This is a genomic window from Streptomyces incanus, assembly GCF_042656345.1.
Taxonomy (GTDB): Bacteria; Actinomycetota; Actinomycetes; order Streptomycetales; family Streptomycetaceae; genus Streptomyces; species Streptomyces incanus.
In genome coordinates this window covers 59380-86243 of the sequence record NZ_JBHSPC010000012.1, presented here as the reverse complement: position 1 = coordinate 86243, position 26864 = coordinate 59380, and the positions used below count along the sequence as shown (strand labels likewise).

Genomic DNA, 26864 nt, shown 5'->3' with positions numbered 1-26864 from the left:
CCGAGAGGGGCACCGGTGAACGACCGATACGACGCGGGATACGGCGACGGAGGGGACGACCCGTACGGGCTCGTGGGCTACGACGAGTACGGCCGGCCCGTCTACCGCCAGGCCGGTACCCAGGCACCGGCCCAGCAGGCCCCGCAGCAGCCGTACGACCCGTACCGGCAGCAGGGGCAGCAGGACCCGTACGGGCAGGAGCACGGGCAGGGCTACGACGGCGGCTACGGCTACGACCCGTACGCCACCGGCGGCTCGCAGCAGCCCCCGCAGCCCTACGACCCCTACGGGACCGGGACGGGCACCGGGCAGCAGCCGCAGACGCCCTCCTACGACCCCTACGGGGCCCAGGGCGGCTACGGCACCGGCGCCCAGGGCGGCGGGACGGCCGCTCCGTACGACCCCTACGGCGATTCCTACGGGCAGACCGCGCAGGGCGGCACCGGGCAGCAGCCCCGGGTCGCCGAGCAGACCGCGCACATCCCGCAGCAGCCCGGCCCGGCCGACGGCGGAACCGGTCCCGACGGCCCCGACGGCCGTGACGACCGCTCGGCCGCGGACTCCGAGGCGCCCGAACGGGAGTACCGCACCGAGCAGTTCGCCTTCGTCGAGGAACCGGACGCCGACTCCGAGGACGTCATCGACTGGCTGCAGTTCACCGAGAACCGCACCGAGCGCCGCGAGGAGGCCAAGCGCCGCGCACGCAGCCGGATCGTCGCCCTGGTCGTGGTCTTCGCCCTGGTCGTGGCCGGCGGCGTCGGCTACCTCTGGTACGCCGGGAAACTCCCCGGCCTGTCCGACTCCGACGCCGGTACGGGCACCACGACGGCCTCGGGCGCCCAGAAGCGGGACGTCATCGTCGTCCACCTGCACGACACCAAGGAGGGCGGCACCGCCACCGCGCTGCTCGTCGACAACACCACCACCAAGCAGGGCGCCACCGTCCTGCTGCCCAACTCCCTGGCCCTGGCCGCCGAGGACGGCACCACCACCACGCTCGCCAAGTCGGTCGAGGACGACGGGTCCGGCGGTACCCGGAGCGCCCTCGACACGGCCCTCGGCACCGACATCGAGGGCACCTGGCGGCTGGACACGCCCTATCTGCAGAACCTCGTCGACCTGGTCGGCAACATCGACATCGACACCGACGCCGACGTGCCCGCCCCGGACGCGAAGAAGAAGGGCGGGGCACCCCTGGTCAAGAAGGGGAAGAGCCAGACCCTCACCGGGAAGATGGCCGTCGCCTACGCCACCCACCGCGCCTCCGGCGAGGCGCAGAATGCCCAGTTGGAGCGGTTCGGGCAGGTCATGCAGGGGGTGCTGCGGAAGATGACCTCCGACGCGGGCGCCGCGACGACCACCATCCAGACCCTGGGGCAGATCATCGAGCCGCCCCTGACCGACAAGGACCTCGGCTCCTTCCTCGCCCGGCTCGCCGACCTGGCCAAGGGCGGCGACCACAGCACCGCGCTGCTGCCGGTCCAGGACGACGGCACGCTCACCGCGGAGACGGGCGACAGCGTGGTCAAGGAGGTGCTCGGCGGCACCGCGAAGAGCCCCGACAAGGACGCCGCCGTCAGCGTCTTCGTGCGCAACGCCACCGGTGTCGCGGACAACACCGAGAAGGCCCGGGTCGTGCTCCTCAACGGCGGCTTCACCTTCCTGGAGGGCGGCACCGCCACCGCGGCGGCAGCCTCCGAGGTCGTCTACGCGAACGACGCCGACAAGGAGAACGCCTCCGAGGTCGCCAAGACCCTGGGGCTGCCCGCCGAGTCCGTCACCAAGGGCAAGGTCTCCGGGAACGCCAGGGTCTCGGTGGTCCTGGGCCAGGACTACGAGCCGGGCACCTGACCGGACCGCGATACGCCCGGCCGGGTGCCCCGCAGGGGCGTCCCGGCCGGGCGCACCCCGAAACGCGTGGGGCGCGCCCGGCGGTCCGTGAGACCCTTGAAGGCAAACGACCGCCGAGCGAAAGCCTTGTAGTGACCGCAACCGACCGTTCCATCGAGCTCGTCTCCGCCGCTGCCCAGGCCGCGGCCGACAAGCTCGCGCACGACATCGTCGCCTACGACGTCAGTGACGTGCTGTCCATCACCGACGCCTTCCTGCTGGCCTCCGCGCCCAACGACCGTCAGGTCAAGTCGATCGTCGACGAGATCGAGGAGCGGCTCAGCAAGGAGCTGGACGCCAAGCCGGTCCGCCGCGAGGGCGACCGCGAGGCCCGCTGGGTACTGCTCGACTACGTCGACATCGTCGTCCACGTCCAGCACAGCGAGGAGCGCGTCTTCTACGCCCTGGAGCGGCTGTGGAAGGACTGCCCCGAGCTGGAGCTGCCCGAGGACGCCGTGGCCACCCGCGGCAAGGCCGCCGAGCACGCTCGGCAGAAGGAGGCCGAGGAGGCCGCGGAGTCGGGTGGTGAGTGGCGGTGAGCCCCGCCGGTGAGGCGTTCGGTTCCGGCAAAAGCCGGGGCCGTCGCGTCATCCTGTGGCGGCACGGCCAGACCGCCTGGAACGTGGAGCGCCGCTTCCAGGGCAGTACGGACGTGGAGCTGACCGGGACCGGCGTCGCCCAGGCGCGCCGGGCCGCCCGCCTCCTCGCCGGTCTCAAACCCGACGCGATCATCGCCTCCGATCTGAAGCGGGCCGCCGACACCGCCGCGGAACTCACCGCTCTCACCGGCCTGCAGCCGGTCCACGACGAGGCCCTGCGGGAGACCTACGCGGGCGTCTGGCAGGGCCTGACGCACGACGAGATCATCGCCAGGTACGGCGACGAGTACACCGCCTGGAAGCGCGGCGAGCCGGTACGCAGGGGCGGCGGCGAGCTGGAGACCGAGGTCGCCGACCGCGCCGCTCCGGTGGTGCTCCGGCACGCGGACAAGCTCCCGGACGACGGCACGCTCGTGGTGGTCAGCCACGGCGGCACGATCCGCACCACCATCGGCCGGCTGATCGGTCTTGACCCGCGCAGCTGGGAGAGCCTCGGCGGGCTCACCAACTGCTGCTGGTCCGTCCTCGGCGAGGGCGCCCTCGGCTGGCGGCTGCTCGAGCACAACGCCGGCACCCTGCCGGAACCGGTGCTCGGCGACGACGACTGACCCCCGGGTTCGGGTCCGGGTGCGGCCCGGGGGCCGGATTTCACTTTCCGGCAGGTCGCAGGCTAAAGTTCTTCTTGTTCGCCCGCCGAGCGGGAAGAACATTCGGGGCTATAGCTCAGTTGGTAGAGCGCCTGCATGGCATGCAGGAGGTCAGGAGTTCAATTCTCCTTAGCTCCACAGATCACATGACGAAGATCCCGTCCTCGGTTCGAGGGCGGGTTTTTTCGTTGTTCCTGGTTGAGCGGGAAGGTGCCGACAGGCGTATACCTCTACGAGGCGCCCAGCCGTGTCCCGACCGGTACCCCGGCGTCGCTGACCGTATTGGTCCGGCCGTGGCAGAATCAAACGACCGGAAGGGGGCGCGGCCCGACGGGAGGGAGTTGTTGATGCCTGCGAGCATCCACGGGGAGGTCGACCACCTCTTCGGCGGGGTGTTGACACGACGGACCTCGACCCGGCTCCTCCGCCCTTTCCGCGGTTCCGCGTACATCGCCCGAGTCCTCGGTGACAACGGCGGTGTCTCCTACGTGTGTACGGCCTGCGGCCACAGCTGGAGCTGAGCGATGGGTGCCCACAGGCGAAGGTGCGACTGGTGCGGCAGCGGGACGCCGATCGTCCGGGACATGGAGCCGGTCAATCCCGACTACCAGTACTGGTGCGAGGAGTGCGCGCAGGCGCTGATCATAAAAGGCGACCCGATCGAGACGTACCGTGAGCTCGAAGGCGAACCGATCTACGGACGGCTCCTCGAGGAGCACTGCACGCTCAAGCGCTTCTATTCGTTCGTGACCGCGTGACCGCGTGACCGCGTGTTGCGGTTCGGGTGATAATGCGGGCAGAACCGGACGCAACGGAATCGATGTGGTGTTGGGCCCGGATGACCGTGTAAAGTTGGCGTCGCCGCCGGGGCAACCGGGCGGGATGTGACCTGGGGCTATAGCTCAGTTGGTAGAGCGCCTGCATGGCATGCAGGAGGTCAGGAGTTCAATTCTCCTTAGCTCCACAGCAGTAGAGGGCGGATCATCCGATCGGATGATCCGCCCTCTATGCGTTGTCGGATGTGCGGCCGTGCGGGCCGCCCCGGAGGGCGGCCCGCACGGGCCCGTGTCAGCGGCCCAGCGCGCGCCGGCCGCGGCCCTGGGAGAGGACCGGCAGATTGCGTGAGGGCGCCTTGGCCTGCGCTCCGCCCTCCTCGACGCGCAGGGCCAGCGCCGGACAGCGGCGCACCGCGCGCATCGCCTTGGCCTCCGCGTGGCGCGGCACCTGGGCCTGGGCGACGGTCGGGAAGCCGTCCGCGCCGAGCTGGAAGACCTCCGGGAGGAGGTCCGCGCACAGGCCGTGGCCCCGGCACAGCGTCCAGTCGACGAAGATCTTCTGGCGGCTGGGGCCGTTCTCCTCCCCGCCCCCGCCCGGGATGCCCGTAGGGGTCCTGCCGCCCTCGAAGAGCGGTAGCACGCCCTCCACGGGGCGCCCGCAGCCGTTGCCCAGGACATGGGCGGCGATGTCGTCGGTGAACGCCTTGACGGTCGACTCCAGGAACATCGCGGAGCCGTCCGGATGCGAACACGCGCCGCGCCGCTTCACGTTCTTGGCGACCTGCTTGACCGCCTCCAGGGCGGCCGGGCCGCCGCCGTTGAGGATGTCCTCCAGGCCGCGCGCGGCGGCCGGCAGACCCAGGTAGCAGGGGCCGCACTGGCCCGCGCTCTCCTCGGCCAGCCATTTCGCCACCATCAGGGACTCGCCCAGCGGGCAGGTGTCCTGACTGATCGGCAGGATCGCGCCCGCGCCGAGCGCGCCGCCCACCGCGTCCAGGGAGTTGCGGGAGACGATCGCCTCGTTGACGGTCGCCGCGTCGATCCACTTGCCGTGGTAGCCGCCGGTGAGCACGCCCTGCGGCATCGGCGGCGCGCCGGCGAGCTGGAGGACGTAACGCAGCGGTACGCCGGTCGGGACCTCGATCACCATGGGACGGGCGACCGCCCCGGAGACCGTGAGCATGACGGTGCCCGGCTCGTCGTACAGGCCGGTGTTGCAGTAGCGCTCCGGGCCGATGCGGGCGGCGATGGCGAGCTGCGCGAAGGTCTCGGCGTTGGAGAGCAGGGTGGGCGCGCCGCCCACGCCGTTCTTCGAGGCGCTGACCTTGCGGCCCGGCGGGACCGCCGGGCCACCGTCGATGGAGCGGATCAGCGAGGCCGCGGCGCCCGTGACCATACGCACCGGGTTGAGCTGCACGCGGGCGCGCAGCGCGGACCGGCGCCCGTTGTTGAGGCCGCGTTCGGCGAGCGCGGCCTCCATGGAGCGCTTGGTGGACTCCCGGGTGACCCCCACCACGAGCGTGCGGGCGCCCATGGCCTCGGCGCACAGCAGCGCGCCGTCCAGGATGAGGTGCGGGGCACGGTTGATCATCACCGTGTCCTTGCGGCAGGCCGGTTCGTCCTCACTGCCGTTGACGACGACGACCGGCCGGACGCCGCGTTTGATCGCCGTCTCGGCGACCGAACGCAGCTTCTTGTGGAAGGGGAAGCCGGCGCCGCCGCGTCCCCTGAGGTTGATGCGTTCAGCGAGCTGGGCGAGCTGTTCGCCGCCCAGGGGTTCGAGCGGCCCGTGCACCTTGAGGTGCATGGGGAGATCGAGCCGGTCGACAAGGTCGAAGCCCGACGTGAGCTGGGGAAGTCCGACGACGCGGACTTCGGGTACGTCGGGCAGAGCCTCGTTCACTTAAAGCCTCCGGAAGGCGTGTTCCAAGGTTCGCCCGATCCCGGTGCGTCGAAGTCGTACGACGCACCGGGAGATGGATCAGTGGCGGGACCGCTGTTGTACGTGTCACTCGGGTTGTACGCGTTGTAGAGGCCGTTCGACTCACCGGTGTCGTACACATCACTCGAGACGAAGCCGGAGGCGGCCGAATTGTCGTAGGTCGGGATGTTGTATCCGGTGTCCTGGAGCGGGTCGTAGGCCGACGGCGGGGCCTCGCCGACCGGCGGCGGGGACGGCACGGGCCAGCTGCCCGAGGTGCTGGAGGGGCCGTCCACGCGCGGTGCCTCCCTGCGCTGCCCGCCCATCGTCCGGCCGTCCGTCGTCTGCCCGCCCATGGTGGGAACGGCCTGCGTGGGCTGCATGTCCAGGGGCAGTTCCATGCGGGCGGTCTGGTCGGTGTAGAGGGGCTGCTGCGGCTGGGGCGGGGTGGAGACCGCGCGGTAGGCGGCCGCGAAGCCGTTCGCGGGCTCCGGGGCCGGCGGTGCGACACGTTCGGCGGTCTCGTACAGCGGCCGGGCGGCCGGTTCGGGGCGTTCGGAACGAGGCCGGGAGTCCCGTCTGCCGCCGCCCTCGTACCCGGGAAGCGACGCCTCGGCGGCGCGAGCACGGCTCTCGTCCAGCTTGTCGCGGCCCTGCTGCTCGGCGATGCCGAGCAGGGTGGTGACCCGGTCGGCGACCTTGCGCTTGACCCGCGCCGGGGAGGCGCGCAGGACGAGGACCGCCATGACGCCGAGCAGGGACAGGCCATAGAGGATCAGGAAGATCGGCTTCGCCGATCGACCCGCGTAGAGCCCGTGGACCAGCGCGGCGCACCAGGCCGGGTAGGCCAGCATGTGCAGGGCGCGCCAGCGGGCCGCGACGGGGGCCGGGGAGGCGAAGCGGTTGCGCAGGACGCCGGTGATGCCGACGAAGATCATCAGCATTCCGGCCAGGGTGCCCAGGCCGATGAGGAAGGACCTGCCGGCCACCACCTCGTCGTCCGTGAGGAACAGCCCGAAGGGAATCACCGCGGCGATCCACGTGGTGTGGTCCAGGACCAGCTTGATGCCGATGTGCACCAGCAGGAAGGCGATCGAGGCGACCGCGGTCGTCCGGTGCACCGCCTGCGCCAGGATGCGCTGGCGCGGACCGAGCAGAACCCGGTCCTGGGCGACCAGCCCCCAGATCACCGAGCAGCTCAGACAGACGAGCGACAGAACGCCCACGCCGAAGTTGAGGAACTCGGCGAACCAGTCGTCCGCCGTGCTGTCGTCCGGCCTCACGCCCTACCTCCCCACGTCACGACGGAAAGCACGACGAAATGCGGGTACGGCTGACCGGCAGCCGACCGGCCCTGAACGGGCGGTGGGCTGCTGTCTGGACGAGGGTTCATGGGGGAACTCCGAACGTTCGGGAGAAGCGGTCCCGGGCCGCACTCTAAACCTCGTTGTACCGGGGAGTACGAGGTTTGAGCCGTTGTGCTGTCGTCAAAAGACGATCCGGCTGCCGTGATGTCCCTTAGGGGTCGTTACGCGAAGTAACTTTTGACCGGGATTCAGGGACGGAGGTCGAGCGGGAGCGCTTCCGGCGGCCGCCTGGGGTTCGGAGGAGCGGGCTGATGAGGTTCGGGGGAGCGGGCTGGTGGGGCCCGGTGACGGGTCCCGGGTGGTTCCGTGGGCGGGGTGAAGCGCGTCGCGGCGCGCTCCGGGCCTGCGGTACCCTGGCGTCATGCGTGCCGTACGCCTTCTGCTTAGCGAGCCGCGCTGATCAGTCCCGACCATGGTCGAACCAGTTGGTCGGAATCGGCGCGGCGTCCCCTCCTGTGCGAGGGGATTTTTCATTTCCGAATGTCGCAGCAGCCGTGGGCGCAGACGATCGATGGAGCTTTGAGGATCATGAGCGAGACGAACCCCGCGGCCACCCCCGAAGTGGCCGCGCCGCACCGCTACACGGCCGCCCTGGCGGCCGAGATCGAGGCACGCTGGCAGGACTTCTGGGACGCCCAGGGTACGTACGCCGCCCCCAATCCGAGCGGCGACCTGGCGGGCGACCCGGAGACGGTGGCCCGGCCCAAGAAGTTCATCATGGACATGTTCCCCTACCCGTCGGGTGCGGGACTGCACGTCGGCCACCCCCTGGGCTACATCGCCACCGACGTCTCCGCCCGGTTCCAGCGCATGACCGGCCACAACGTCCTGCACACCCTGGGCTTCGACGCCTTCGGCCTGCCCGCCGAGCAGTACGCGGTACAGACCGGTACGCACCCGCGCGTGTCCACCGAGACCAACATCGAGAACATGAAGGCCCAGCTGCGCCGGCTGGGCCTGGGCCACGACCGGCGCCGGTCGTTCGCCACGATCGACCCGGACTACTACAAGTGGACCCAGTGGATCTTCCTGCAGATCTTCAACTCCTGGTACGACGACGAGGCCGGCCGGGCCCGCCCCATCACCGAGCTGATCGCCCGGTTCGATTCCGGTGAGCGCCCCGTACCGGGCCACACGCGCGCGTGGAGCGAGCTGAGCGAGGCCGAGCGCGCCGACGTCCTGGGCGGCTTCCGGCTGGCCTACGCCTCCGACGCGCCGGTCAACTGGTGCCCCGGGCTGGGCACCGTACTGGCCAACGAGGAGGTCACCGCCGACGGCCGTTCCGAACGCGGCAACTTCCCGGTCTTCAAGGCGAAGCTGCGCCAGTGGAACATGCGCATCACCGCCTACGCCGACCGGCTGCTGTCGGACCTGGACGTCCTGGACTGGCCCGAGGCCATCAAGCTGCAGCAGCGCAACTGGATCGGCCGCTCCGAGGGCGCCCGCGTCGACTTCCCCGTGGACGGCGAGAACATCACCGTCTTCACCACTCGCCCCGACACCCTGTTCGGCGCGACCTACATGGTGCTGGCGCCCGAGCACCCGCTGGTCGAGAAGTTCACCCCGGCCGCCTGGCCCGAGGGCACCCACGACGCCTGGACCGGGGGCCACGCCACCCCGGCCGAGGCCGTCGCCGCCTACCGCGCGCAGGCCGTGTCCAAGTCCGACGTGGAGCGGCAGGCCGAGGCCAAGGACAAGACCGGCGTCTTCATCGGCTCCTACGCGACCAACCCGGTCAACGGCGAGCAGGTGCCCGTCTTCATCGCCGACTACGTCCTGATGGGCTACGGCACCGGCGCGATCATGGCCGTACCCGCGGGCGACCAGCGCGACTTCGAGTTCGCGCGCGCCTTCGAACTGCCGATCCGCTGCATCGTCGAGCCGACCGACGGCCGCGGCACCGACACCTCCACCTGGGAGGACGCCTTCTCCTCCTACGAGGCGAAGATCACCAACTCGTCCAACGACGAGGTGAGTCTGGACGGCCTGCCCGTCGCCGAGGCCAAGGCGCGCATCACCGCGTGGCTGGAGCGCCGGGGCATCGGCGAGGGCACCGTCAACTTCCGGCTGCGCGACTGGCTGTTCAGCCGGCAGCGCTACTGGGGCGAGCCCTTCCCGATCGTCTACGACGAGGACGGCACCGCCCACGCCCTGCCCGAGTCGATGCTGCCGCTGGAACTGCCCGAGGTCGACGACTACTCCCCGCGCACCTTCGACCCGGACGACGCCGACACCCGGCCCGAGACGCCGCTGTCGCGCAACGAGGACTGGGTCAACGTCACCCTGGACCTGGGCGACGGCCGCGGCCCGCGCGCGTACCGGCGCGAGACCAACACCATGCCCAACTGGGCCGGCTCCTGCTGGTACGAGCTGCGCTACCTGGACCCGCACAACAGCGAGAAGCTGGTCGACCCGGAGATCGAGCAGTACTGGATGGGCCCGCGCGAGGGCATGCCGCACGGCGGCGTCGACCTGTACGTCGGCGGCGCCGAACACGCCGTACTGCACCTGCTGTACGCGCGCTTCTGGTCCAAGGTGCTGTACGACCTGGGGCACGTGTCGTCGGCGGAGCCGTTCCACAAGCTGTTCAACCAGGGCATGATCCAGGCCTACGTCTACCGTGACAGCCGCGGCATCGCGGTGCCGGCCGCCGAGGTGGAGGAGCGCGAGGGCGCCTACTACTACCAGGGCGAGAAGGTCTCCCGGCTGCTGGGCAAGATGGGCAAGTCCCTGAAGAACGCGGTCACTCCGGACGAGATCTGCGCCGAGTACGGGGCCGACACGCTGCGCCTGTACGAGATGGCGATGGGCCCGCTGGACGTGTCACGGCCGTGGGACACCCGCGCGGTGGTCGGCCAGTTCCGGCTGCTGCAGCGGCTGTGGCGCAACATCGTCGACGAGAACACCGGCGAGGTGACCGTCGTCGACAGCGCGGAGACCGACGTCGCCGTGGACACCCTGCGCGCCCTGCACAAGGCGATCGACGGGGTGCGCCAGGACCTGGAGGGGATGCGCTTCAACACCGCCATCGCCAAGGTCACCGAGCTGAACAACCACCTGACCAAGCGGGGAGGCCCGGTACCGCGCCAGGTCGCCGAGGCCCTGGTGCTGTTGCTGGCACCGCTGGCCCCGCACATCGCCGAGGAGCTGTGGCGCACGCTGGGTCACACCGACTCGGTCGTCCACCAGGACTTCCCGGTCGCCGACCCGGCGTACGTCGTCGACGAGACCGTCACCTGTGTGGTGCAGATCAAGGGCAAGGTGAAGGCCCGCCTGGAGGTCTCGCCGGCCATCTCCGAGGAGGAGCTGGAGAAGGCCGCGCTGGCCGACGAGAAGGTCGTCGCCGCGCTGGACGGGGCCGGGATCCGCAAGGTGATCGTGCGGGCGCCCAAGCTGGTGAACATCGTTCCGGCGTGACGGCGTAGGACTGGGGCCGGCCGGCTGCCGGGCTGTCGGTCTGGGGGGTGTCGGCCTGCGGGCTGTGGGGCGTCGGCCTGCGGGCTGTGGGCGCGACCGCGGCTCGGGGTAGTCCCCTACGGGCAGGTTCGGGGTTCTTTTGGAACTCGGGACCTGCCCGTTGCGTTTACCTTTGAAGAACGGCGTGGTGCGTGTGACGGGCGGCCCCAGGGCCCGGAGGAGGAGTCTCGTGGAAGCAGTGATCGCAGTGTTGGCCCTGCTCTTCGTGCTCTTCGTCACGCTGGGCGTGTACGCCACCGTGAAGGTCGTCGGCGCCGCCAAGCGCAGTGCGGACCGTCACCTCACCCAGGCCCGCCGCACGGTCGAGGACCACACCCTGAAGGTCAAGTCCTTCGCCCAGTCCGGCCCGGCCGGTGAGGTCGCCCAGCTCAGGCTCAAGCTGCGGACGTCCATGCGCGCCACCCAGGACGCGCTGGAGGCCGGAGCCCCGGAGGACCAGTCCCTCAAGGAGTCCCTCGGCCTTTTCGAGCGGCTCAGCGCGCACGGGCACGAACTGGACGCCGAACTGAGGCGCCTGGAGTCCGAACCGGACCGCGGCACCCTCGGCAAGCGGCTGCCCGAGCTACGCGAGCGCACCCACCGCATCGCGCGGTCGGCGGACTCCCTGCGCTGGGCGGCCCGCGACCGCGCCCGCCACTTCGCGGACGACGACCTCGACTCGCTCAGCACCCAGATCGACCTCGAGACCGGCGCCCTGCGGCACTGGACGACCAGCGACCAGCAGCCCGCACCCGCCTCGGGGTCCGCCCATGGTGCCCCGGCGGCCGCCCGGACCCGGCCGGACACCCCGCGGTCCGACGCCGCGCGGGAACCCGCGTCCGAGCCGGCACGGCCCGCGGTCGCACCGGCCGCGCCGCGTCCCACCTACCCGTGGCAGAAGAAGCCCCGCCCGGAGAGCACCACTTGATCCGGGCGCACTGATCCGGACACGGCCCCCTCCGGCCCGCGGGGCCGGGCTGCCCAGGGGGCGGTACGCCAGGTAACCTCCAGCTCATGTCCCGCCATGTCGCTATCGTCACCGATTCAACGGCCTACCTTCCGGCCCGGACGATGGAGCGGCACGGCATCACGGCGGTCCCTCTGACCGTGGTCCTCGGCGACCGCGCGCTGAAGGAGGGCACCGAGATCTCCACCCGCTCCCTCGCCCAGGCGCTTCAGAAGCGGCGGCCGGTGACGACGTCCCGGCCCGGCCCCGAGGTCTTCGCCGAGACCTATCGCAGGGCCGCCGAGGCCGGTGCCACGGGCATCGTCTCCCTCCACCTCTCCGCCGAACTCTCCGGCACCTACGACGCGGCGGTCGTCGCGGCCCGCGAGGCGCCGGTGCCGGTACGGGTGGTGGACACCGGCATGATCGCCATGGCGCTCGGATTCTGCGCCCTGGCGGCGGCGGAGGCCGCGGAGGCGGGGGGCGGTGTGGACGAGGCCGTCACGGCCGCGGAGAAACGGGCGGTCGGCACCGCCGCCTACTTCTACGTCGACACCCTGGACTATCTGCGCCGGGGCGGCCGTATCGGGGCCGCGCAGGCCCTGCTGGGGTCGGCGCTCGCCGTGAAGCCGCTGCTCCAGTTGACCGACGGCCGTATCGAACCCTTGGAGAAGGTGCGCACGGCGTCGAGGGCCATCGCCCGCCTGGAGGAGATCGCGGCCGAGCGGGCAGGCGCCGCCGACGTCGACATCGCCGTCCATCATCTCGCCGCCCCGGAGCGTGCTTCGGCTCTCGCGGACCGGCTGAAGGCGCGGGTGCCCGGCCTGACCGAGCTGCACGTCAGCGAGGTCGGCGCGGTGATCGGGGCGCACACGGGGCCCGGCCTGCTGGGGGTTGTGGTCTCGGCCCGGTGAGGCCGCGGCGGGTCCGGGCCTGGTCCGTGCGGGTGATGGAGTTGTCCACAACCGGGCGGTAATCCACGGGAATCAAGCAAGATCATCGCGCATGCGGTGGTGTGCCCGATCCTCCTGGCATGGCACTTCGATCACGTTCACGTTCAGCGACGGCGACCAGTGGGCCGGGGCGCGCACCCGCGTCCGACGGCCGCGCCCGACACCGCCGGCCGACCACTGCCGGGGCCGGGGCCGAAACCGGGGCCGGGGTCGCCATGGGGACCGGACTGAGGTCCGGTGGGCGGGCCCGGCAGGAGTATCGGCCCCGGGGCGGACGGGACCGCGATGTCGCGGCGGAGGAGCTCCGGCGCCGGACGGAGGTGCTGTTCGGGGAACCGGGCGGGCGTGGCGGCCGGGGCGCCGGAGGTGCCGGGCGTGCCCGGGGTGTGCCGAGCTGGGCCGTGGGTGGCGTGGACGAGCCGGTGACGCCACCCCCGAGGGGTACGGTCGCGGCCGGGGGCGCTGTGGACGCCGGGACTGCGTGGACGTGGGAGGAAGGTCCCGAGCCGGTCGCCTCGGACCCGGTGGTGCCGGGGGAGCGGCGGCCGACCGGCCGGATGGGGCTCGCGTTGAGGGAACGGCTGCCGTTGTGGGTGCGGACGCGGTGCGGGCTGGAACGGCGGAGCGTGGTCGCGCTGTCGGTGGTACTGGTGGTGGCGGTGGGGTTCGCCGTGCAGCACTTCTGGGCAGGGCGGACGCAGCCCGTGCGGGCACCGGAGGTGGTCGGGGCGGCCATGCCCCACGACGGGAGCGGAACGGAAAGCCCGCCGACGGGCTTCGCGGGGACCACCGAGGCCACCGGCACGGGTATGGCGGGCACGGACGCGGGTACGGCGCTGCCCGAGATCGTGGTCGACGTCGGCGGCAAGGTGCGTGACCCGGGCGTCCACCGTCTCCCGGCCGGCTCACGGGTCGCGGACGCGTTGCGGGCGGCGGGCGGAGTACGCCCCGGAACCAAGACCGACGGCCTCAACCGGGCCCGCTTCCTCGTGGACGGCGAGCAGGTGATCGTCGGCGGCCCGGCACCGGCGGCAGGCCCGGGGCCCGTGGCGGACGGTCCGGCCGGCACGGCGGCGGGAGCCGGGCCCACAGCACCGGTGTCCCTCAACACCGCCACCTCGGACCAGCTCGAGACCCTCCCGGGCGTCGGCCCCGTGCTGGCCCGGCACATCATCGAGTACCGCACCCGGAACGGCGGTTTCCGCTCGGTGGACGAACTGCGGGAAGTGAACGGCATCGGCGACCGCCGCTTCGCTGACCTGCGGAATCTCGTACGGCCATGAGGAGCCGGACGGCGGCGCCCGCCCTCACGGAACCCACCGCCGAGGGACCGGCCACCCGGCTGTCCGTGCACGCCTCCTCGGGGAAGCGGCTCGGGGCCGCCCACCCGCGGCAGGAGGGGCCGGCCGACCTGCGGCTCGTCCCACCCGCGCTGGCGGCCTGGGCCACGGCGGCGGTGATGCTGCACGCCCCACCCGCCCGGGTGCTGGGCACCGTGATCGCGTCCTTGGCATCGGCCGCCGTTCTCCTGGCCCTGCGAAACCGCCGTGCAGGAACGGGACGTGCGCGTCTCTCCGGAGCCTTGGTGCTGCTCTGCGTCGCCGCTGCCGCCTGTTCGGCGGGTCTGCACGGCGCGGATCTGCGGCGCGGCCCGGTGCCGGAACTGGCGCGGGAGTACGCCGCCGTGACGGCCGAGGTCGAGATCACCTCCGACCCCCGCCTGACCCGGCCCAGGACCGGCGGCAGCCGGCCGGCCCGGACGACGGTGCTCATCGAGGCCGACGTGCGGCGGGTGGAACGGGCAGGGCGGGCAGGGAGGGGAGCTGCGGTGGCGACCCGGGCCCCGGTGCTGATGATGGTCGACGCCCGTCCGGCCCGGGGCGGTGCGCCGGACGGACGAGCACGCCCGACCGAGGAACGCTCACCGTGGCTCGGACTGCTGCCGTCCACCCGGCTGCGGATCGAGGCCCGGCTCGCGCCCGCGAGGGCGGGCGGTGACCGGTTCGCGGCCGTGCTGCGGGTCAAGGGCCGGGACGGACCGGAGACGGTGGGGGAGCCGTCGGGGCCGCAGCGGCTGGCGGGGCGGCTGCGGGCCGGACTGCGGGCGGCGACCGACGGGCTGTCGACGGACGCGCGGGCCCTGCTGCCGGGGCTGGTCGTCGGCGACACCGCACGCGTCACCCCGGAACTCGAAGAGGCGTTCAGAGGGACCGACCTCACCCACACGCTGGCCGTCTCCGGCGCCAACTTCACCCTCCTCCTCGCCCTGCTCCTCGGCCCGCCGGGCCTGGCCCAGTACGCCGAGCGCCGTGGTCTCGCCGCGCGCCTCGGCATCCCCCTGCGGACGACCGCGCTGCTCGGCGGGGTGATCTCGCTCGGGTTCGTCGTCGTGTGCCGGCCGGATCCGAGTGTGCTGCGGGCCGCGGCCTGCGGATCCGTCGCGCTGCTCGCGCTCGCCACCGGCCGCCGCAGATCGCTGATCCCGGCGCTGGCGACGGCCGTCCTGCTGCTGGTGCTCTACGACCCGTGGCTGGCCCGCACCTACGGCTTCCTGCTCTCCGTGCTGGCCACCGGCGCCCTGCTCACGCTCGCCCCGCGCTGGAGCGTCGGCCTGCGACGGCGCGGAGTGCCGCCACGGCTCGCGGAGGCGCTGGCCGCCGCGGGGGCAGCGCAGGCGGTGTGCGCGCCGGTGGTCGTCGTCCTGTCGGCGCGGGTGAGCCTGGTGGCGGTGCCGTGCAATCTCCTCGCGGAGTTCGCGCTCGCACCGGCCACCGTGCTGGGCTTCCTGGCGCTGGCCACCGCCCTGCCGGCGATACCGCTGGCGAAGGCGCTCGCCTGGTGCGCGAGTTGGCCCGTGGAGTGGATCGCGCAGATCGCCCGGACCGGGGCCGCGCTGCCCGGCGCCGGAGTCGACTGGCCGGGCAGCTGGGCCGGGGCGGCACTGCTCGGGGCGCTCACCCCGGTCGTGCTGCTGGCCGGCCGGAGGCTGCTGGGGCACCCCTGGTGGTGCGCGATCTGCGCGCTGCTCCTGGTACTCCTGGTGGTGCGGCCGCCGCAGCTGACCCGGGTGATCACGGGCTGGCCGCCGCCGGGCTGGCGGCTGGTGATGTGCGACGTGGGCCAGGGCGACGCGATGGTGCTGGCCGCGGGCGAGGACACCGGGGTGGTCGTGGACGCCGGCCCGGACCCGGCACTGGTGGACCGCTGCCTGCGCTCCCTCGGCATCACCCGCGTTCCGCTGGTCGTGCTGACCCACTTCTTCTTTCTGGTGTTCAAATCTGTCTCATGAGATGTGTGATTCACTCCTGATCTGCTGTGGGCAGTACGAGAGTTCTGTCGTGTCGTGCCGTTCAGGTCCGTGAGGCGCAACTCCACTGCACGTCACCGGTGTCGGGGCAAGACCGCCACCATTGCAGGAAGCCGATCGTTGTAAGCCGGTCGAGTGCCTGAAGCAGGTCCTGGTTGTCCACGCCGCACTCGCGCGCCGCCTTGTCGGCCTCAACAAGCCCTTGACCGGTCGCGTACCGTATGGATCCGTGGTCAGCCCTGGACGGGGCCTGTGGATAACTCTGCGGTGCCAGGGCCGGTGCCACGTGCCTCCATGCGGCAGCTCGGTTGAAATTGTGGGGCCAGCCCGGCGACGCCCCTGTGTCGCGTGGTGCGGTACGTCGGCGATGCGGGTGCGCGGCTGGCTCGGCCGCTACGGCCCGGGGTCGTCGGGCTGTTTGAGCTGGCCCGAACCTCACTCCCGTCGGCACGCGCCGCTTGCCCGGTGCTGCGCGTGCGCGATGGCGTGCAGCGGTGACGGATGCTCCAGTCAGGTCCTGACGCGGAGCGTGGCTGGCTGGACAGCACCGGGCGGGATGCGATGCAACGGGCTGCTTCGGCGCGCGATCCGCCGCCGCAGAGCTGATTCAGGGGTGCGGCGCAGGCGTCCGGCAGAACCGACAGGCCGGTTCTGGGGCGAGTCGGCCTTGTCGGGTGGGCACCTGGACGGTAATCGAATCTTTGTTCCATCCGTTGTGTGGGAGCCTTGCGGGGCCGGACCCCGTACGGCACGCTGCAAAGTAGGGCCAGGTGGATTGTCAGCGGCGGCGCGTGGGAGGAGGAGCCGATATGGAAGGGATTTCGCCGCAAGGTGCCCTGCTGGCGCTGTGCGTCTCCCGGCTCCCCGGACGCACGCTGCCCCGGCATGCCTGGGCGGCTGAGGTACTTGTCGAGCAGTTGTGGGCGTATACCGCGGAGCGGGCGGAGGACGACGGCTGGCTGGACGTCCTGGTGCCGCTCGTCGGCAGCCGCGGCGTGGACGCGCGCCGGGTCCGGGCCGAAGTGTGGGCATTGGCGCAGGAAGGCGCGCTGGTCCCGGTGGGCGTGGGAGCCGCAGCCCGGTACGAGGTGGCGGAGGACCTGCGCTGCACGGCGATCTGCAGCGCACTGACGCCTGAGCAGGACCGCGTGGTCGACCTGGCTGTGGATCAGCTGACGGCCAGGCTGTTGGCCTTCTCGAAGACGGCCAGTGCCTGCTGATCACGCAGGTCGGTCACCGTCACGTCGGTTTCCGTACGGCGCCATGACAGTGTCTTGCGTTTGTGCGTGATGAGGGTGAGACCGCCGCCTCGGGCGGGCTTCGCGGTGACACGGATGCGCATGCGGGCGTCGCGGAGAAACGGCGCTTCCCAGGTGTCGGTGCCGGTCTCCCGCCAGTCCGCGATCTTGATCTTGGCGAGCTGGTCGCTCATCTCACGGGCCTTCTGGAAGCGGCGGGCTGGCTCGGGGTCCATGGCCTTCTGGACGACTTTGCGCAGCGACCGGCACACCCAGACGGGCAGGACGAGGTCTTCCTTGCGCAGCGGTGACTCTCCCTTGGTCAGGGCGTCGACAGTGTCCGTTCTCGAGTACGAGTCGTAGTCGAACTTGCCGCGCAGAAGCTCCAGGAGCACCACACCCAGGGAGTACAGGTCAGAGGCCCGTGTCAGGCCGTCGTTGGCGAGCAGTTCGGGCGGGGAATACAGCTGCGGCGCGTTCACGCCCGGGGTCCTGCCGTCGCCGTCCATCTTGCCGGCCAGGCCAAGGTCGCCGAGCTTGACCGTCTGGGCGTCACCGGTGAGGAAGAGGTTCGGGCTCTTCACGTCGCGGTGCAGGATGCCGTGGCGTTCATGCATCTCCGCCAGCCCTTGCAGAGCGGCCCGGATGATGCGCAGTGCCTGGCTGGGAGTGAAGCACTTGCCGGCTTCGAGGGCGTCGGTGACGCTGCCCTCCTCGTAGTAGGGCATGAGCACCTCGACGACCCGCATCGGCGCTTGATAGCCGGCGACGGTGGCGACCGAGCGGACCTTCACCACATTGGGGTGGTCGATCATCTCCATCACCTGTGGCTCCACCAGGTCGGCGCCGTTCTCGACCTCCGAGAGGTCGACGCGCTTGCCGACGAGCCAGTTCGCGAGGTCCGGGTCCCACCACACGCGTACCTCGCGCATACCGGTCGGCATGGTCTGCAGGCACTCGTAGTTGAGGATGAGTCGTCTCTCGCGCTGCTTCACGCGCGGTCTCCTTCGTCAACGCATTGCGGCGCGTCAGTTCTCGGACCCGTCGGTGACATAGGCCAGGGCAGCGGCGAAAGCGACTCCTCGCCCCGCGGTCCAGTATGGCGGCCGTTGTGTCAGCCCGATTGTCTCGTGACTGAAGGTGCCCAGGGAAGCAGGGGGGAGGCCGACGAGCTTGCCGATCCGTTCGGTCTTCAACTCCTCGTAGGCCACGTTCTGCTGAGCACACGAGAGCATCAGCGCCGAAATCAAGGAGATGCGCTCCGTCGCCTCCTTGTATGTCCAGTTGCCGTGCTTGCGGGTCCCCACCAGGACCACGGCGTCGGGAGCGAGGATACGCAGGTCCTGGGTGATCCTGTCGAACGTGTCGGCCAGCCGCTCGGCCCCCGCCAGACCGGCGGCGGGAACCAGGCGCGCCGGAGCGCCGACCATCACAGCAGGAGCAACGGCGCCCTGCGGGGCCTCGAGCGCCCCAAAGTGCAGGACGCCGGAGGAGACGGCAACACCGAGAACCTTCACAAGTCATGTCTTTCGAGAGGAGACAGGCGTGCGGCGCACCAGGAAAACACGGCCGCGAACGGGGCAGACTGCGGTGGTCAACCGCGCCACCTAGCCCTTGACGAGCCGCAGTTGAGGGCGAACGGGCGCGGACTGCTGCCCGCCCCCCTCCACTGCGACCGGGACCAGGCCGAACACATACTCATTGAGTTCCTCGACAAAGATGTTCAGCTCCGCCGCCACATCTGACGGAGACTTCTTCAGCGGATCACGCAGCACCTCGAACACCTTGGCCAGCAGCTGGCTGCTCTCGCGGACCAGCGAGGAGTCGGGCTCCGCCCTGCGGTAGCCGCGGCGGGCCAGCTCCTTCATGGTCTGGCTGTAGCGCCACTCGGACAACAGCTCGAGCTTGCGCAGGCGGTAGGTCAGGGCCATCGCGGAGACGCCCCACCGGCGTTTGGCGCTCAGTATCCGCTCAAGGGAGGCGTTGTGAAGCCGCTGCGCGAGGATACCCGCGCGCGGCATCAGGAAGGCGGAGGCGAAGTCGTTCGCCTCACCCTCCGAGTCCCGTCCGTGGGGGATGCGGTGCTCGCAGTGCAGCACCAGGTGCCCCAGCTCGTGGGCGGCGTCGAACCGGCCTCGCTCACCGGTCTTGCGGGTGTTCAAAAAGACGTACGGGGTACCCGCGTTGATGGTGGAGAACGCGTCGATGTCCAGGCAGTCCGACGGCAGAGAGAACACCCGTACCCCGCGTGCCTCCAACAGATGCACGGTGTTCGGCACCGGGGCCTCGCCCAGACCCCAGGCGGCCCGCACCTGTTCAGCTGCTGCCTCGGGCTCCAGGTGCGGGTAGGTGGGCAAGTCGGGCCGGGGCAGCTTGAACAGGCCCTCCAGCCAGACATTCAGAGCCACGGCGATGGCTCCCGAGCTCAGAGCGCTGTCGCGTTCCGTCGCCGTCATCTTCGACGGCGCTCTGAAACTCACGGAGTCCAGTTGCAGGTCCGCCGGCCGGGGCGCGGCGAAGAAGGAGAGCGGGTAGTGAAGGGCCGCCGCGAGCGCGGACAGCGTCTCCGGTGAGGGGACCTTGCGGTGGTTCTCGAACGCGGTGATGCTCTGCGCCGAATACCCCGAGGTCCGGGCCAGCTCCGCCAGCGTCATACGCCGTCGCCTGCGCGCCAGGACCAACCGTTCAGGGGTGAACACGTTTCCCTCAGCTCCCACTCTCAGTCTCACGTCAACCTGGTCAGCCCCCCAGCAGCTCCACCACGACCTCCGGTCCGTCGCCGTCGCCCGGGTCATCCAGCAGCCCGATGTCCGCGCCCGGGTCACCGAGATCCGGAAGGAACAGCGGGATGCGTTCCTGCCACTCGTCGACGAACTTCCCGTTCATCTTGATCGGCAGGGACAACTCCGCGCTGATCACTCCCTTGTCCCACTTGTACAGCAGGCACCACGTCGGGATCTGATCGAGCTCCCGGCCGTAGAGCACCTCGTCGTGGGTCATGAAGGCGAACTGGCCGTTCCTCTCCACCAGACGTGCCATCGCCGGACCCTTCGGGTTCTTCGACCGTACGCGCGCTGCGAGGTCGCCCACGCCGCCCTCGGCGCTGATCGCGGTGACCGCGTGGCTGATGCTGGGGTGGATCATCCGGAGGATGCTGTCCCGGGCCGTGCGCCCCCACCCTTCGGGATCGAGGGCCTCGGCGAGATACCGGTTCGTGCGGCTCCAGAACATGAAGCCGCGCATCGCCGGCGCGTCAAAGTCGGTACAGGTACGGACATCTGCAATCGCCAGGTCGAGCGCCTCGTGGAACAAGTCCGTCGAGAAATCGAGCTGCGCGAGCCGCTGCCTGCACTGTTCCGGATCCAGGTTCTGCAAAGCCCCCTCCAGACAACCGTGAGTTTCAAAAACCATACCTCAACCGAGGTGCCGTTTTTGAAACCTTGGTCATCATCGCATGTCAGTTCGAATATGTCATCTTTGCTCGGCGCGCCAGTCGGCAGCGGCTCAACGCGCGCGGACTGCTCGCATGTGTGTCGACCAGTGACGGGTCCTGCAGCGATTCGTCAGCCGGCATCTCCGGGCTGTCCGGCCAGGGGCGTTCACTGTCTACATGTGTTTGAGGGTCCTGCGGGCCCTTGGTGTGTCCGCGGCAGGCTGCCCATCGTGTATGGACTGCTGGGAAGGTCATCTTTCAGCTGTTCAAATCTGTCTCATGAGATGTGTGGTTCAGTCTCGACTCGTTGCGGTGGTACGAGACAGGTGAGCTGATGGGGGTTCCTCTCCGGCCCCTGGGGAGGGGCAAGTGTGGATCTTGCTTTTGTGCAGTCCGGGCTGCTGGAGAAGTACCTGGACTCTGATGTGATCTCTGCTGCGAGGGTGGCGGCTTTGCTGAAGCGGCGGGGCATCCTCGACGGGACGCCGGTGTGGCTCGACGAGGGGACGCAGGCACCGATTCCGCCTCTGTGCGAGTTCGGCAGGTATCTGTCGACGGCGCTGCTGGACGAGACCACGCTGAAGGACTACGGGCGGGTGATCGCTCGGCTGGACGATCATCTTGTCGGTCTGGACAGCGATGTGTTGTCGGCGTCGGAGTCCGATCTCGTTTCGTACCGGGGCCATCGGACCCGGTGGCAGGAGAAGCCGGTCGGCGCGTCGGTCTGGGGCCGGGAATCGTTCGTCCTGGACGACTTCTACGGCTTCCTCGTCGACCGGAAGATCTTGCCGCACCGCCCGGCGAGACTGGCTGCGCGGGGACGCAACGCCTTGGCACCACGAGTGCGGTCGGGCATGGACATCCGGCACCTCACGTTCGAGCAGTACCGCTACTTCCGGGACGTTGGACTGGGCGGGCAGCTGCCCAACGCCGAGGTGGACCCGGCCTTCCGCGGGTGGTCACCGCTGCGCGGCCGCGCGGGCAGCGACATCGCACTGGGGTCAGGGGCACGCTGGCGGGAGTGGGCGACCGTGCTGCTGCCCGAGATCGGACTCTGGCCAGGACTGCCGGGAGGGGCGGCCGAGTACACCGTCCAGGCCTGCGCGAAATACGGCAAGGCCCGCTCGATCTATGTCCCCGAGGACGCCGTCGCGTCCGCCGACCTGTTCTGCCTGCTTGAGCGTCCGGACATCGTCCGCAGGGCGGCCCGAGGGCTGGAGCGCAAGGCCCGCGACCTGTTCGTGGTGGGTGAGGTCGACGTCGCCGGCGGCCGGGTGAGGGGCGTCCTGGACGGCGTCGTGCGCGAGTTCCAGATGTCGGCCATGGACGCCAAGCTGCGGCGGATCACCGTCTGCGAGGGCGAGTTCGGCCTGGAGGCGTTGTCCTTGTTCGTCTGCCGCGGCGGTCTGATGCCGGGGGCGGACGCCTGGAAGAGTTACCGCCACCGGGCCTGGACGCGCATGACGGACCTCGCCGACCGGTCCACGCCGCTGCTGCCGGGGCGACGCTGGCGCTGGCACGACCTGCGGCACACCTACGCTCTGCGACTTTTGACCTATCTGGAGAACATCATGGACGGCGAGGAGCCGGACCTGCAGGCTCGCCGTCGTCGGCACCGGTCGTACTTGACCGGGCACATCCGGCACAACCCGCTGCTGATTGTCAGCCGAAGACTCGGGCACGCGAATCCGGAAACCACCTACGAGTACCTCCAGTACACGGACGACCTGATCAACGAGTTCGAGGCCGCGTTCTCCAGCTGGATCGGCGACGACGAGGCGTCCTACGCCGACATCGCATCCCACGCGATCAGCGGCACGAAGGGCGGCCGCTGATGCCGAAGCCACGCCGCAAGGGCCGGAACGACGCAGAACGCGACCGCCTGCGGGCAGCCCTGGCGAACCCCGTCCCGCCCGGCGGCATCGGCCCTCGGGTGGTCGAGCTCCCCCGACAGCTCCTGGCGGTGGACCCATCGGACTTCCGCTGTTCGCGTTTGGCCATGCAGCTGGCCGATGAGTGGGTTGAGTACGTGGCCGCCACCGCCATCACGACCCACGCGAAGACCTACCACATGGCGATCACCCGGCTCTGCAAGTACGTGGACAAGGAGCTCGGGCCAGCGGCGGAGACGGCGAGCCTGACCGATCCAAACCTCCTTGACCGGCTGGTGAAGTGGGAGCTGTCACTGCCCGAGAGCTACGCTCCGAGCTCCACCTACCCCTGGGTTTTGGCGGGCGCCGTGCGGGTGCTGATCATCCGCCGGGACGATCACCCCGATCGTCCGGTTGCCCCGGATCTGGCCCGGCTGGCCCGCGGTCCCGCGCTGCTGGGCAGCGGGGAGAAGACGGAACGGGACGAGTTCACTCGCCAGGAGAAGCAGGCTTTGGTCCGCGCCGCCTGGCAGAGCGTTCACGCCACCCGCAAACGCCTGGAGGAGGGGTGGGCCCTGGCCGAACAGGGACGTCACCCCGACCAAGGCGGCTGGACCAGCATCCCCGACCTGCTCTGGGGCTTCGCCCACGAGCAGATCACCCCCGAAGACATTCACCGGGTCGTGCCCGCGCCCCGTACTTGGCCGCCGGAACTGCAGACGCTCGGCACAGGCCCGTCAGGGGTCTTCGTTCCTCAGATGGCACGCAGACAGTTGGCTCGCAAGCTGTTCGCGATGTTGTATCCGCACCACCTCGATCTCCACGCGTTCCGCATCCTGCTGATGGACGCCACCGGCCACGCCTCGGAAGAGGTCACCGGCTTCGGAGAGGCGGATGTGGAGTTCCTCCCCAAGGGCGTCCGGCTGACCCTCCTGAAGAACCGGGCCGAACACCGGCGACACCGGGCCTTTCGAGACCAGTCCGCACCCGAGGAGCCGGCCCCGGACGAAGACACTGACGGTCACCTCACGGTGAACTGGCCACGGCGCGAGGCCAGCGAGGTGGTCCGCCAGCTCCTGGACCTGACCGCCCGGGTCCGGGCCAAGGCCCCGCACGTCACCCACACGCTCTTCGTCAGTGCCACGGTCCGCAACAACTTCACCGTGGTCTTCGACGAGTGGAGGCCCGTGTCCAAGAGCTCGTTCAAGAGCTGGCTGGACGCCACGGGCGTCGAGATCAAGGGTGACCCGCACATCGGCCGGATGCGGAAGTCGGTCAAGGTCGAGAAGGCCATCGTGAGCGAAGGACGCATCAGCGCCGCCGCGGATGACCACACCGAGGAAACCTTCGCCACCCACTACGCACAGGGCACTACGCTGCGCATCCTGTCCGGGCGGACCATCGCCACGGCCCAGCAGCACTGGCTCGACAAGGCTCTTGCCCGCGTTGACGGACCCACCGTCATCTCCGGCACCACCGGGGAAGTCGACCAGGCCGTGCTGGAGGACTCGGGTCTGTCCGCCCTGGAGGCCGAGGACATCATCGCCGGCCAGCTCGACATGGGCGTCTCCCACTGCAAGAACCCCTACCAGGGCCCCTACAGCCGCCCCGGCGAGCTCTGCGCCGTCGCACCTCTGCGCTGCCTGGAATGCCGAAACGCCTGGATCCTGCCCTCCAACCTGCCTCAACTCCTGCTGTTCAAAGCACACTTGGAACGGCTTCGCACGGTTCTGACTCCACAGGCATTCGAGCGGCTCTGGGGGCAGAGCTGGGTGAACCTCCGAGCCGTCCTGGAGGACCGCACGCCCGAGGAACTCGACCAGGCCCGCAAGCACATCGAAGCCGGCCAGGCCGTCCTGGACCTGCCGCTCGCCGCGAACACGGAGTTCGACGCATGATCCTGCCCCTGCCCGAGCAACGGCGCCCCTCTCTGTTCCTGGACGACGAACCCGTCGCCCAGGGACGCTCACTGCTGCCCGAGGCCCGCGAGCCCGGCGCCTACGTCCCCCGGTTCGGCGACAGGAACGTCTGGAACTTCAACGGGATTCTCAAACGGCCCGCCAACTGCACGGCCGCTTCGTGGATGGTCCACTTCAGCTTTGAGCTGGAGGATCCGTACTGGAACCTGCTTGCTCGCGAGTTCCTGATGGTGACCTTCAACCCGCGGCACCCCGAGGTCCTCAAGATCGGTGTCGTCCTCGAAGGCTACGGCGACCCGAGAACCTTGATCCAGATTGCCTCGCGCCTGCGGACGGCAGCGAAGTGGGGCCGCAAGAACGGGCTCCCGGCTCACCCGGACGCATGGACGATGCAGGACCTGCGGCAACGCATTATCGACATGGCCGCAGCCGGGACCGCCCCGAACACGGTCAGGGGGCACGTGACCGCCCTCAAGAATCTGGCGGCAGCCGCCCCCGCCCTGAGCCTGCACTGGCCTGTCGGCGACCCGTGGCCTGGCCAGAGCGCCCGCAGCGTCGCCCAGCTGGGCGCCAGCAAAGATCTTGCTACCCCCGCGGTTCCCCCAACGACGTGGTTCCCACTGATCCGTGCAGCCTGGGCCTACATCCACGACTTCGCCCCTGACGTCCTGCGCGCCGACCGCCGTCACGGCGAGCTCCTCGCCGCCGCGAACCCGTCGGTACTCGACATCGACGACCGGCTTGAGGAATGGCTCGCCGACCCCCGGAACAAGATCCCCCTTCACACCGCGCCCTCGAAAGACCAGGCGCCGCATGTGAATTGGAGCCTGCTGACGCTTCTCCTGGGCTACGAAAGGGACCTCTATCCCGCCTTCTCCGAGTCGGGCTGCCAGATCAAGAGGCAGCGACGTGCACGGGTCCTGGAGGAAGTAGCCAAGGGACGGACCACGACCCAGGCGCTGACCGGAGAACTCGTACAGACGAGTCGTCCGGACGGCACCACAGGACCCTGGCACCCCGGCATCGGCCCGCGGCCGCTGAACGACCTGAAGACGGCACTGCGAAATGCGGCATTCACCCTGGTCGTGGGCCTTTCCATGATGCGCGACTCGGAGATCCACGAGATCTTGCGGGCATCCGTCGTCGAGCACTACAGCACCCCGGCCATCTCCTCCACGAAGATCAAGGGCACCCCCAACCGCCCCGGCAAGCACTGGTGGATCGCCGAACCGCTCGTTGAAGCCCTCACGGTCGCCGAGGCCGTCTCCCTTCACCCCGAACGCGTCTTCTCCCCGGTCGGCGCCGACAATCAGGACGGCACCATCGTCGGAGCCAGGATGCTGGCGTCGTTCGTGAAGTTCGTGAACACATACCGGGCTTGGACCGGCCTCGACGAGATCCCCACCACCTACATACGCCCGCACATGTTCCGCAAGACGATGGCGATGCTCACTGACCAGTTCCCCAACTCCGAGATCGCCACCGGCATCCAGCTCAAGCACCTCGCCAAGCGGGCCCTTGCCAACGCCACGACCCGCAGCTATGCCGCCTCCGACGACAACTGGGCCACATACCTCGAAGACGCCCTCGACAACGTCAAGTTCCGCAAGATCAAAGACCTCTACGAGCGTCACACCGCAGGCGAGGAGATCGGATTCGGGCCCGGTGCCGATCGCGTCAAGGACGCCTTCGACCAGATCGACGCCACCGTCAAGGCCCGCAACGGGGACGCCCGCACCGCCGACACCCTCCTGCGCACGACCAGGATCCACATCCGGTTCGGCATGCTCAACAACTGCACTGCCGACCACACCAACCCCGTCGGCGCCGTCTGCCTCGAGAACGCGATCGTCCCGGAAGGCCACACCGGCCCCCTCGACGAGCGCTGCCGGCCCGACCGATGCGCCAACAGCATGATCGGCCCCGAGCACCTGCCGATCTACGACTCCCACCAGCGCAAACAGCTCCAACTCATCAACAACCCCGCCACCCCGGCCTGCCGCCGAGACCTCGCCGAACGCGAACTCGACATCACCCGCAACGTCCTCAAGATGGCGGGAGAACCCCAGTGACCGGCCCCGCCGACGGCCGTCCCGAAGACCAGGTCAGCCCCAAGACCGCCGCCGCCCTTCGGGCAGCGATGACCCGCCTCTTCGAAGGCCGCCCGCAACGGACCGACGGCCGCCTCACCAAAGAGAACCTCTACAAAGAAGCCCAGGTCAGCCGCGCGACGATGAACCGCGCGCACGCGATCCTGGCCGAGTGGGACGCGCACCTCGCCGCCCACGGGAAGGCCACCCCCGGCGAGGCCAAACGCGACGCGGCCATCGCCGACCTCAAGAAGCGACTGACCAAGAAGACCCAGGAATGCACGCTCCTGGAGAACAAACTCAAGGCCGCCCACACCGCGATCGCCGCCCTCTTCCACGACAACGAAGCCCTCCGGCAGCAGCTCAACAAGGACACCACAACCACGGTCACGCCCATCCGCCCCCGCGGTCCCAGACAACGTCAGTGATCGTCTATCGCCTCAGCAGGCCC

The 26864-nt window shown here is 70.0% G+C and carries 21 protein-coding genes and 2 tRNA genes; 17 read left to right on the top strand and 6 right to left on the bottom strand.

Annotated elements, in window-relative coordinates; all coding sequences use genetic code 11:
* The first annotated feature begins 15 nt into the window (after positions 1 to 15).
* From ACFP2V_RS03910 to ACFP2V_RS03880, 7 genes are all read left to right on the top strand, one after another.
* Positions 16 to 1851 carry an LCP family protein gene (locus tag ACFP2V_RS03910; protein WP_381205372.1) on the top strand — a complete coding sequence of 612 codons (1836 nt, stop codon included), beginning with the start codon at positions 16 to 18 and terminating at the stop codon, positions 1849 to 1851.
* A gap of 131 nt (positions 1852 to 1982) precedes the next feature.
* The gene (rsfS, locus tag ACFP2V_RS03905; RefSeq protein ID WP_381205368.1) at positions 1983 to 2429 is read left to right on the top strand and encodes a ribosome silencing factor; all 447 of its coding nucleotides are present in this window, start codon (positions 1983 to 1985) and stop codon (positions 2427 to 2429) included.
* A complete protein-coding gene (locus ACFP2V_RS03900; protein WP_381205365.1) occupies positions 2420 to 3097 on the top strand; it encodes a histidine phosphatase family protein in 678 nt (225 codons plus the stop codon). Before rsfS ends, ACFP2V_RS03900 begins: the two co-directional genes overlap by 10 nt.
* Before the next feature lie 104 nt (positions 3098 to 3201).
* Positions 3202 to 3274, top strand: a tRNA-Ala gene (locus ACFP2V_RS03895).
* Between the two features lie 209 nt (positions 3275 to 3483).
* A complete protein-coding gene (locus ACFP2V_RS03890; RefSeq protein WP_381205362.1) occupies positions 3484 to 3657 on the top strand; it encodes a hypothetical protein in 174 nt (57 codons plus the stop codon).
* A gap of 3 nt (positions 3658 to 3660) precedes the next feature.
* The gene (locus ACFP2V_RS03885; protein WP_381205359.1) at positions 3661 to 3894 is read left to right on the top strand and encodes a hypothetical protein; all 234 of its coding nucleotides are present in this window, start codon (positions 3661 to 3663) and stop codon (positions 3892 to 3894) included.
* A gap of 133 nt (positions 3895 to 4027) precedes the next feature.
* A tRNA-Ala gene (locus ACFP2V_RS03880) sits at positions 4028 to 4100 on the top strand.
* A 104-nt stretch (positions 4101 to 4204) separates the two neighbouring features.
* On the opposite strand, the gene ACFP2V_RS03875 is transcribed toward ACFP2V_RS03880, so the two are convergent.
* Positions 4205 to 5815 carry an NADH-ubiquinone oxidoreductase-F iron-sulfur binding region domain-containing protein gene (locus ACFP2V_RS03875; protein ID WP_381205356.1) on the bottom strand — a complete coding sequence of 537 codons (1611 nt, stop codon included), beginning with the start codon at positions 5813 to 5815 and terminating at the stop codon, positions 4205 to 4207.
* Positions 5812 to 7116, bottom strand: a complete 1305-nt coding sequence (locus ACFP2V_RS03870) for a ferric reductase-like transmembrane domain-containing protein (protein ID WP_381205353.1) — start codon at positions 7114 to 7116, stop codon at positions 5812 to 5814. The genes ACFP2V_RS03875 and ACFP2V_RS03870 overlap by 4 nt, the downstream gene beginning before the upstream one ends.
* 612 nt (positions 7117 to 7728) lie before the next feature.
* Here ACFP2V_RS03870 and leuS point away from each other — a divergent pair.
* From leuS to ACFP2V_RS03840, 6 genes are all read left to right on the top strand, one after another.
* Complete coding sequence (leuS, locus tag ACFP2V_RS03865; protein ID WP_381205350.1) at positions 7729 to 10617, top strand: leucine--tRNA ligase; 2889 nt, start codon at positions 7729 to 7731, stop codon at positions 10615 to 10617.
* A 229-nt stretch (positions 10618 to 10846) separates the two neighbouring features.
* Positions 10847 to 11584: a hypothetical protein gene (locus ACFP2V_RS03860; RefSeq protein ID WP_381205347.1), complete on the top strand. Its 738-nt coding sequence runs from the start codon at positions 10847 to 10849 to the stop codon at positions 11582 to 11584.
* An 86-nt stretch (positions 11585 to 11670) separates the two neighbouring features.
* Positions 11671 to 12516: a DegV family protein gene (locus ACFP2V_RS03855; protein ID WP_381205344.1), complete on the top strand. Its 846-nt coding sequence runs from the start codon at positions 11671 to 11673 to the stop codon at positions 12514 to 12516.
* A 119-nt stretch (positions 12517 to 12635) separates the two neighbouring features.
* Positions 12636 to 13838, top strand: coding sequence for a ComEA family DNA-binding protein (locus ACFP2V_RS03850; RefSeq protein WP_381205341.1), 1203 nt, complete (start codon positions 12636 to 12638; stop codon positions 13836 to 13838).
* Positions 13835 to 15844, top strand: a complete 2010-nt coding sequence (locus ACFP2V_RS03845; RefSeq protein WP_381205338.1) for a ComEC/Rec2 family competence protein — start codon at positions 13835 to 13837, stop codon at positions 15842 to 15844. Before ACFP2V_RS03850 ends, ACFP2V_RS03845 begins: the two co-directional genes overlap by 4 nt.
* 827 nt (positions 15845 to 16671) lie before the next feature.
* Positions 16672 to 17082, top strand: a complete 411-nt coding sequence (locus ACFP2V_RS03840) for a hypothetical protein (RefSeq protein WP_381205334.1) — start codon at positions 16672 to 16674, stop codon at positions 17080 to 17082.
* Here ACFP2V_RS03840 and ACFP2V_RS03835 read toward each other — a convergent pair.
* From ACFP2V_RS03835 to ACFP2V_RS03820, 4 genes are all read right to left on the bottom strand, one after another.
* The gene (locus tag ACFP2V_RS03835; RefSeq protein ID WP_381205331.1) at positions 17031 to 18095 is read right to left on the bottom strand and encodes a serine/threonine-protein kinase; all 1065 of its coding nucleotides are present in this window, start codon (positions 18093 to 18095) and stop codon (positions 17031 to 17033) included. The two genes, ACFP2V_RS03840 and ACFP2V_RS03835, sit on opposite strands and share 52 nt — an antisense overlap.
* A 33-nt stretch (positions 18096 to 18128) precedes the next feature.
* Positions 18129 to 18617 (bottom strand): hypothetical protein, encoded by a 489-nt coding sequence (locus ACFP2V_RS03830; protein ID WP_381205328.1) that lies wholly within the window; start codon positions 18615 to 18617, stop codon positions 18129 to 18131.
* Positions 18618 to 18707: 90 nt separating this feature from the next.
* Entirely contained in the window at positions 18708 to 19895 is a 1188-nt protein-coding gene (locus ACFP2V_RS03825) for an ImmA/IrrE family metallo-endopeptidase (RefSeq protein ID WP_381205325.1), read from the bottom strand.
* Positions 19840 to 20475: a hypothetical protein gene (locus ACFP2V_RS03820; protein WP_381205322.1), complete on the bottom strand. Its 636-nt coding sequence runs from the start codon at positions 20473 to 20475 to the stop codon at positions 19840 to 19842. Before ACFP2V_RS03820 ends, ACFP2V_RS03825 begins: the two co-directional genes overlap by 56 nt.
* 429 nt (positions 20476 to 20904) lie before the next feature.
* Between ACFP2V_RS03820 and ACFP2V_RS03815 the strand changes: the two genes are divergently transcribed.
* Genes ACFP2V_RS03815 through ACFP2V_RS03800 form a run of 4 tightly spaced genes read left to right on the top strand, consistent with a single transcriptional unit; the run spans position 20905 to position 26841 of the window.
* Complete coding sequence (locus tag ACFP2V_RS03815) at positions 20905 to 22368, top strand: hypothetical protein (RefSeq protein WP_381205319.1); 1464 nt, start codon at positions 20905 to 20907, stop codon at positions 22366 to 22368.
* On the top strand, positions 22368 to 24302 hold the full coding sequence (locus tag ACFP2V_RS03810) for a hypothetical protein (RefSeq protein WP_381205316.1): 1935 nt from the start codon (positions 22368 to 22370) through the stop codon (positions 24300 to 24302). The genes ACFP2V_RS03815 and ACFP2V_RS03810 overlap by 1 nt, the downstream gene beginning before the upstream one ends.
* Positions 24299 to 26395: an integrase gene (locus tag ACFP2V_RS03805; protein ID WP_381205313.1), complete on the top strand. Its 2097-nt coding sequence runs from the start codon at positions 24299 to 24301 to the stop codon at positions 26393 to 26395. The genes ACFP2V_RS03810 and ACFP2V_RS03805 overlap by 4 nt, the downstream gene beginning before the upstream one ends.
* On the top strand, positions 26392 to 26841 hold the full coding sequence (locus ACFP2V_RS03800; RefSeq protein ID WP_381205310.1) for a hypothetical protein: 450 nt from the start codon (positions 26392 to 26394) through the stop codon (positions 26839 to 26841). Before ACFP2V_RS03805 ends, ACFP2V_RS03800 begins: the two co-directional genes overlap by 4 nt.
* Positions 26842 to 26864: the final 23 nt, after the last annotated feature.

Excerpts from the sequence above, each read along its gene's own strand:
- ACFP2V_RS03855 (WP_381205344.1), top strand. The coding sequence starts at position 11,671 with ATGTCCCGCCATGTCGCTATCGTCACCGATTCAACGGCCTACCTTCCG.
- ACFP2V_RS03810 (WP_381205316.1), top strand. The coding sequence starts at position 22,368 with ATGCCGAAGCCACGCCGCAAGGGCCGGAACGACGCAGAACGCGACCGC.
- ACFP2V_RS03885 (WP_381205359.1), top strand. The coding sequence starts at position 3,661 with ATGGGTGCCCACAGGCGAAGGTGCGACTGGTGCGGCAGCGGGACGCCG.
- ACFP2V_RS03845 (WP_381205338.1), top strand. The coding sequence starts at position 13,835 with ATGAGGAGCCGGACGGCGGCGCCCGCCCTCACGGAACCCACCGCCGAG.
- ACFP2V_RS03840 (WP_381205334.1), top strand. The coding sequence starts at position 16,672 with ATGGAAGGGATTTCGCCGCAAGGTGCCCTGCTGGCGCTGTGCGTCTCC.
- ACFP2V_RS03850 (WP_381205341.1), top strand. The coding sequence starts at position 12,636 with ATGGCACTTCGATCACGTTCACGTTCAGCGACGGCGACCAGTGGGCCG.
- ACFP2V_RS03805 (WP_381205313.1), top strand. The coding sequence starts at position 24,299 with ATGATCCTGCCCCTGCCCGAGCAACGGCGCCCCTCTCTGTTCCTGGAC.
- leuS (WP_381205350.1), top strand. The coding sequence starts at position 7,729 with ATGAGCGAGACGAACCCCGCGGCCACCCCCGAAGTGGCCGCGCCGCAC.
- ACFP2V_RS03890 (WP_381205362.1), top strand. The coding sequence starts at position 3,484 with ATGCCTGCGAGCATCCACGGGGAGGTCGACCACCTCTTCGGCGGGGTG.
- ACFP2V_RS03825 (WP_381205325.1), bottom strand. The coding sequence starts at position 19,895 with ATGACCCGGGCGACGGCGACGGACCGGAGGTCGTGGTGGAGCTGCTGG.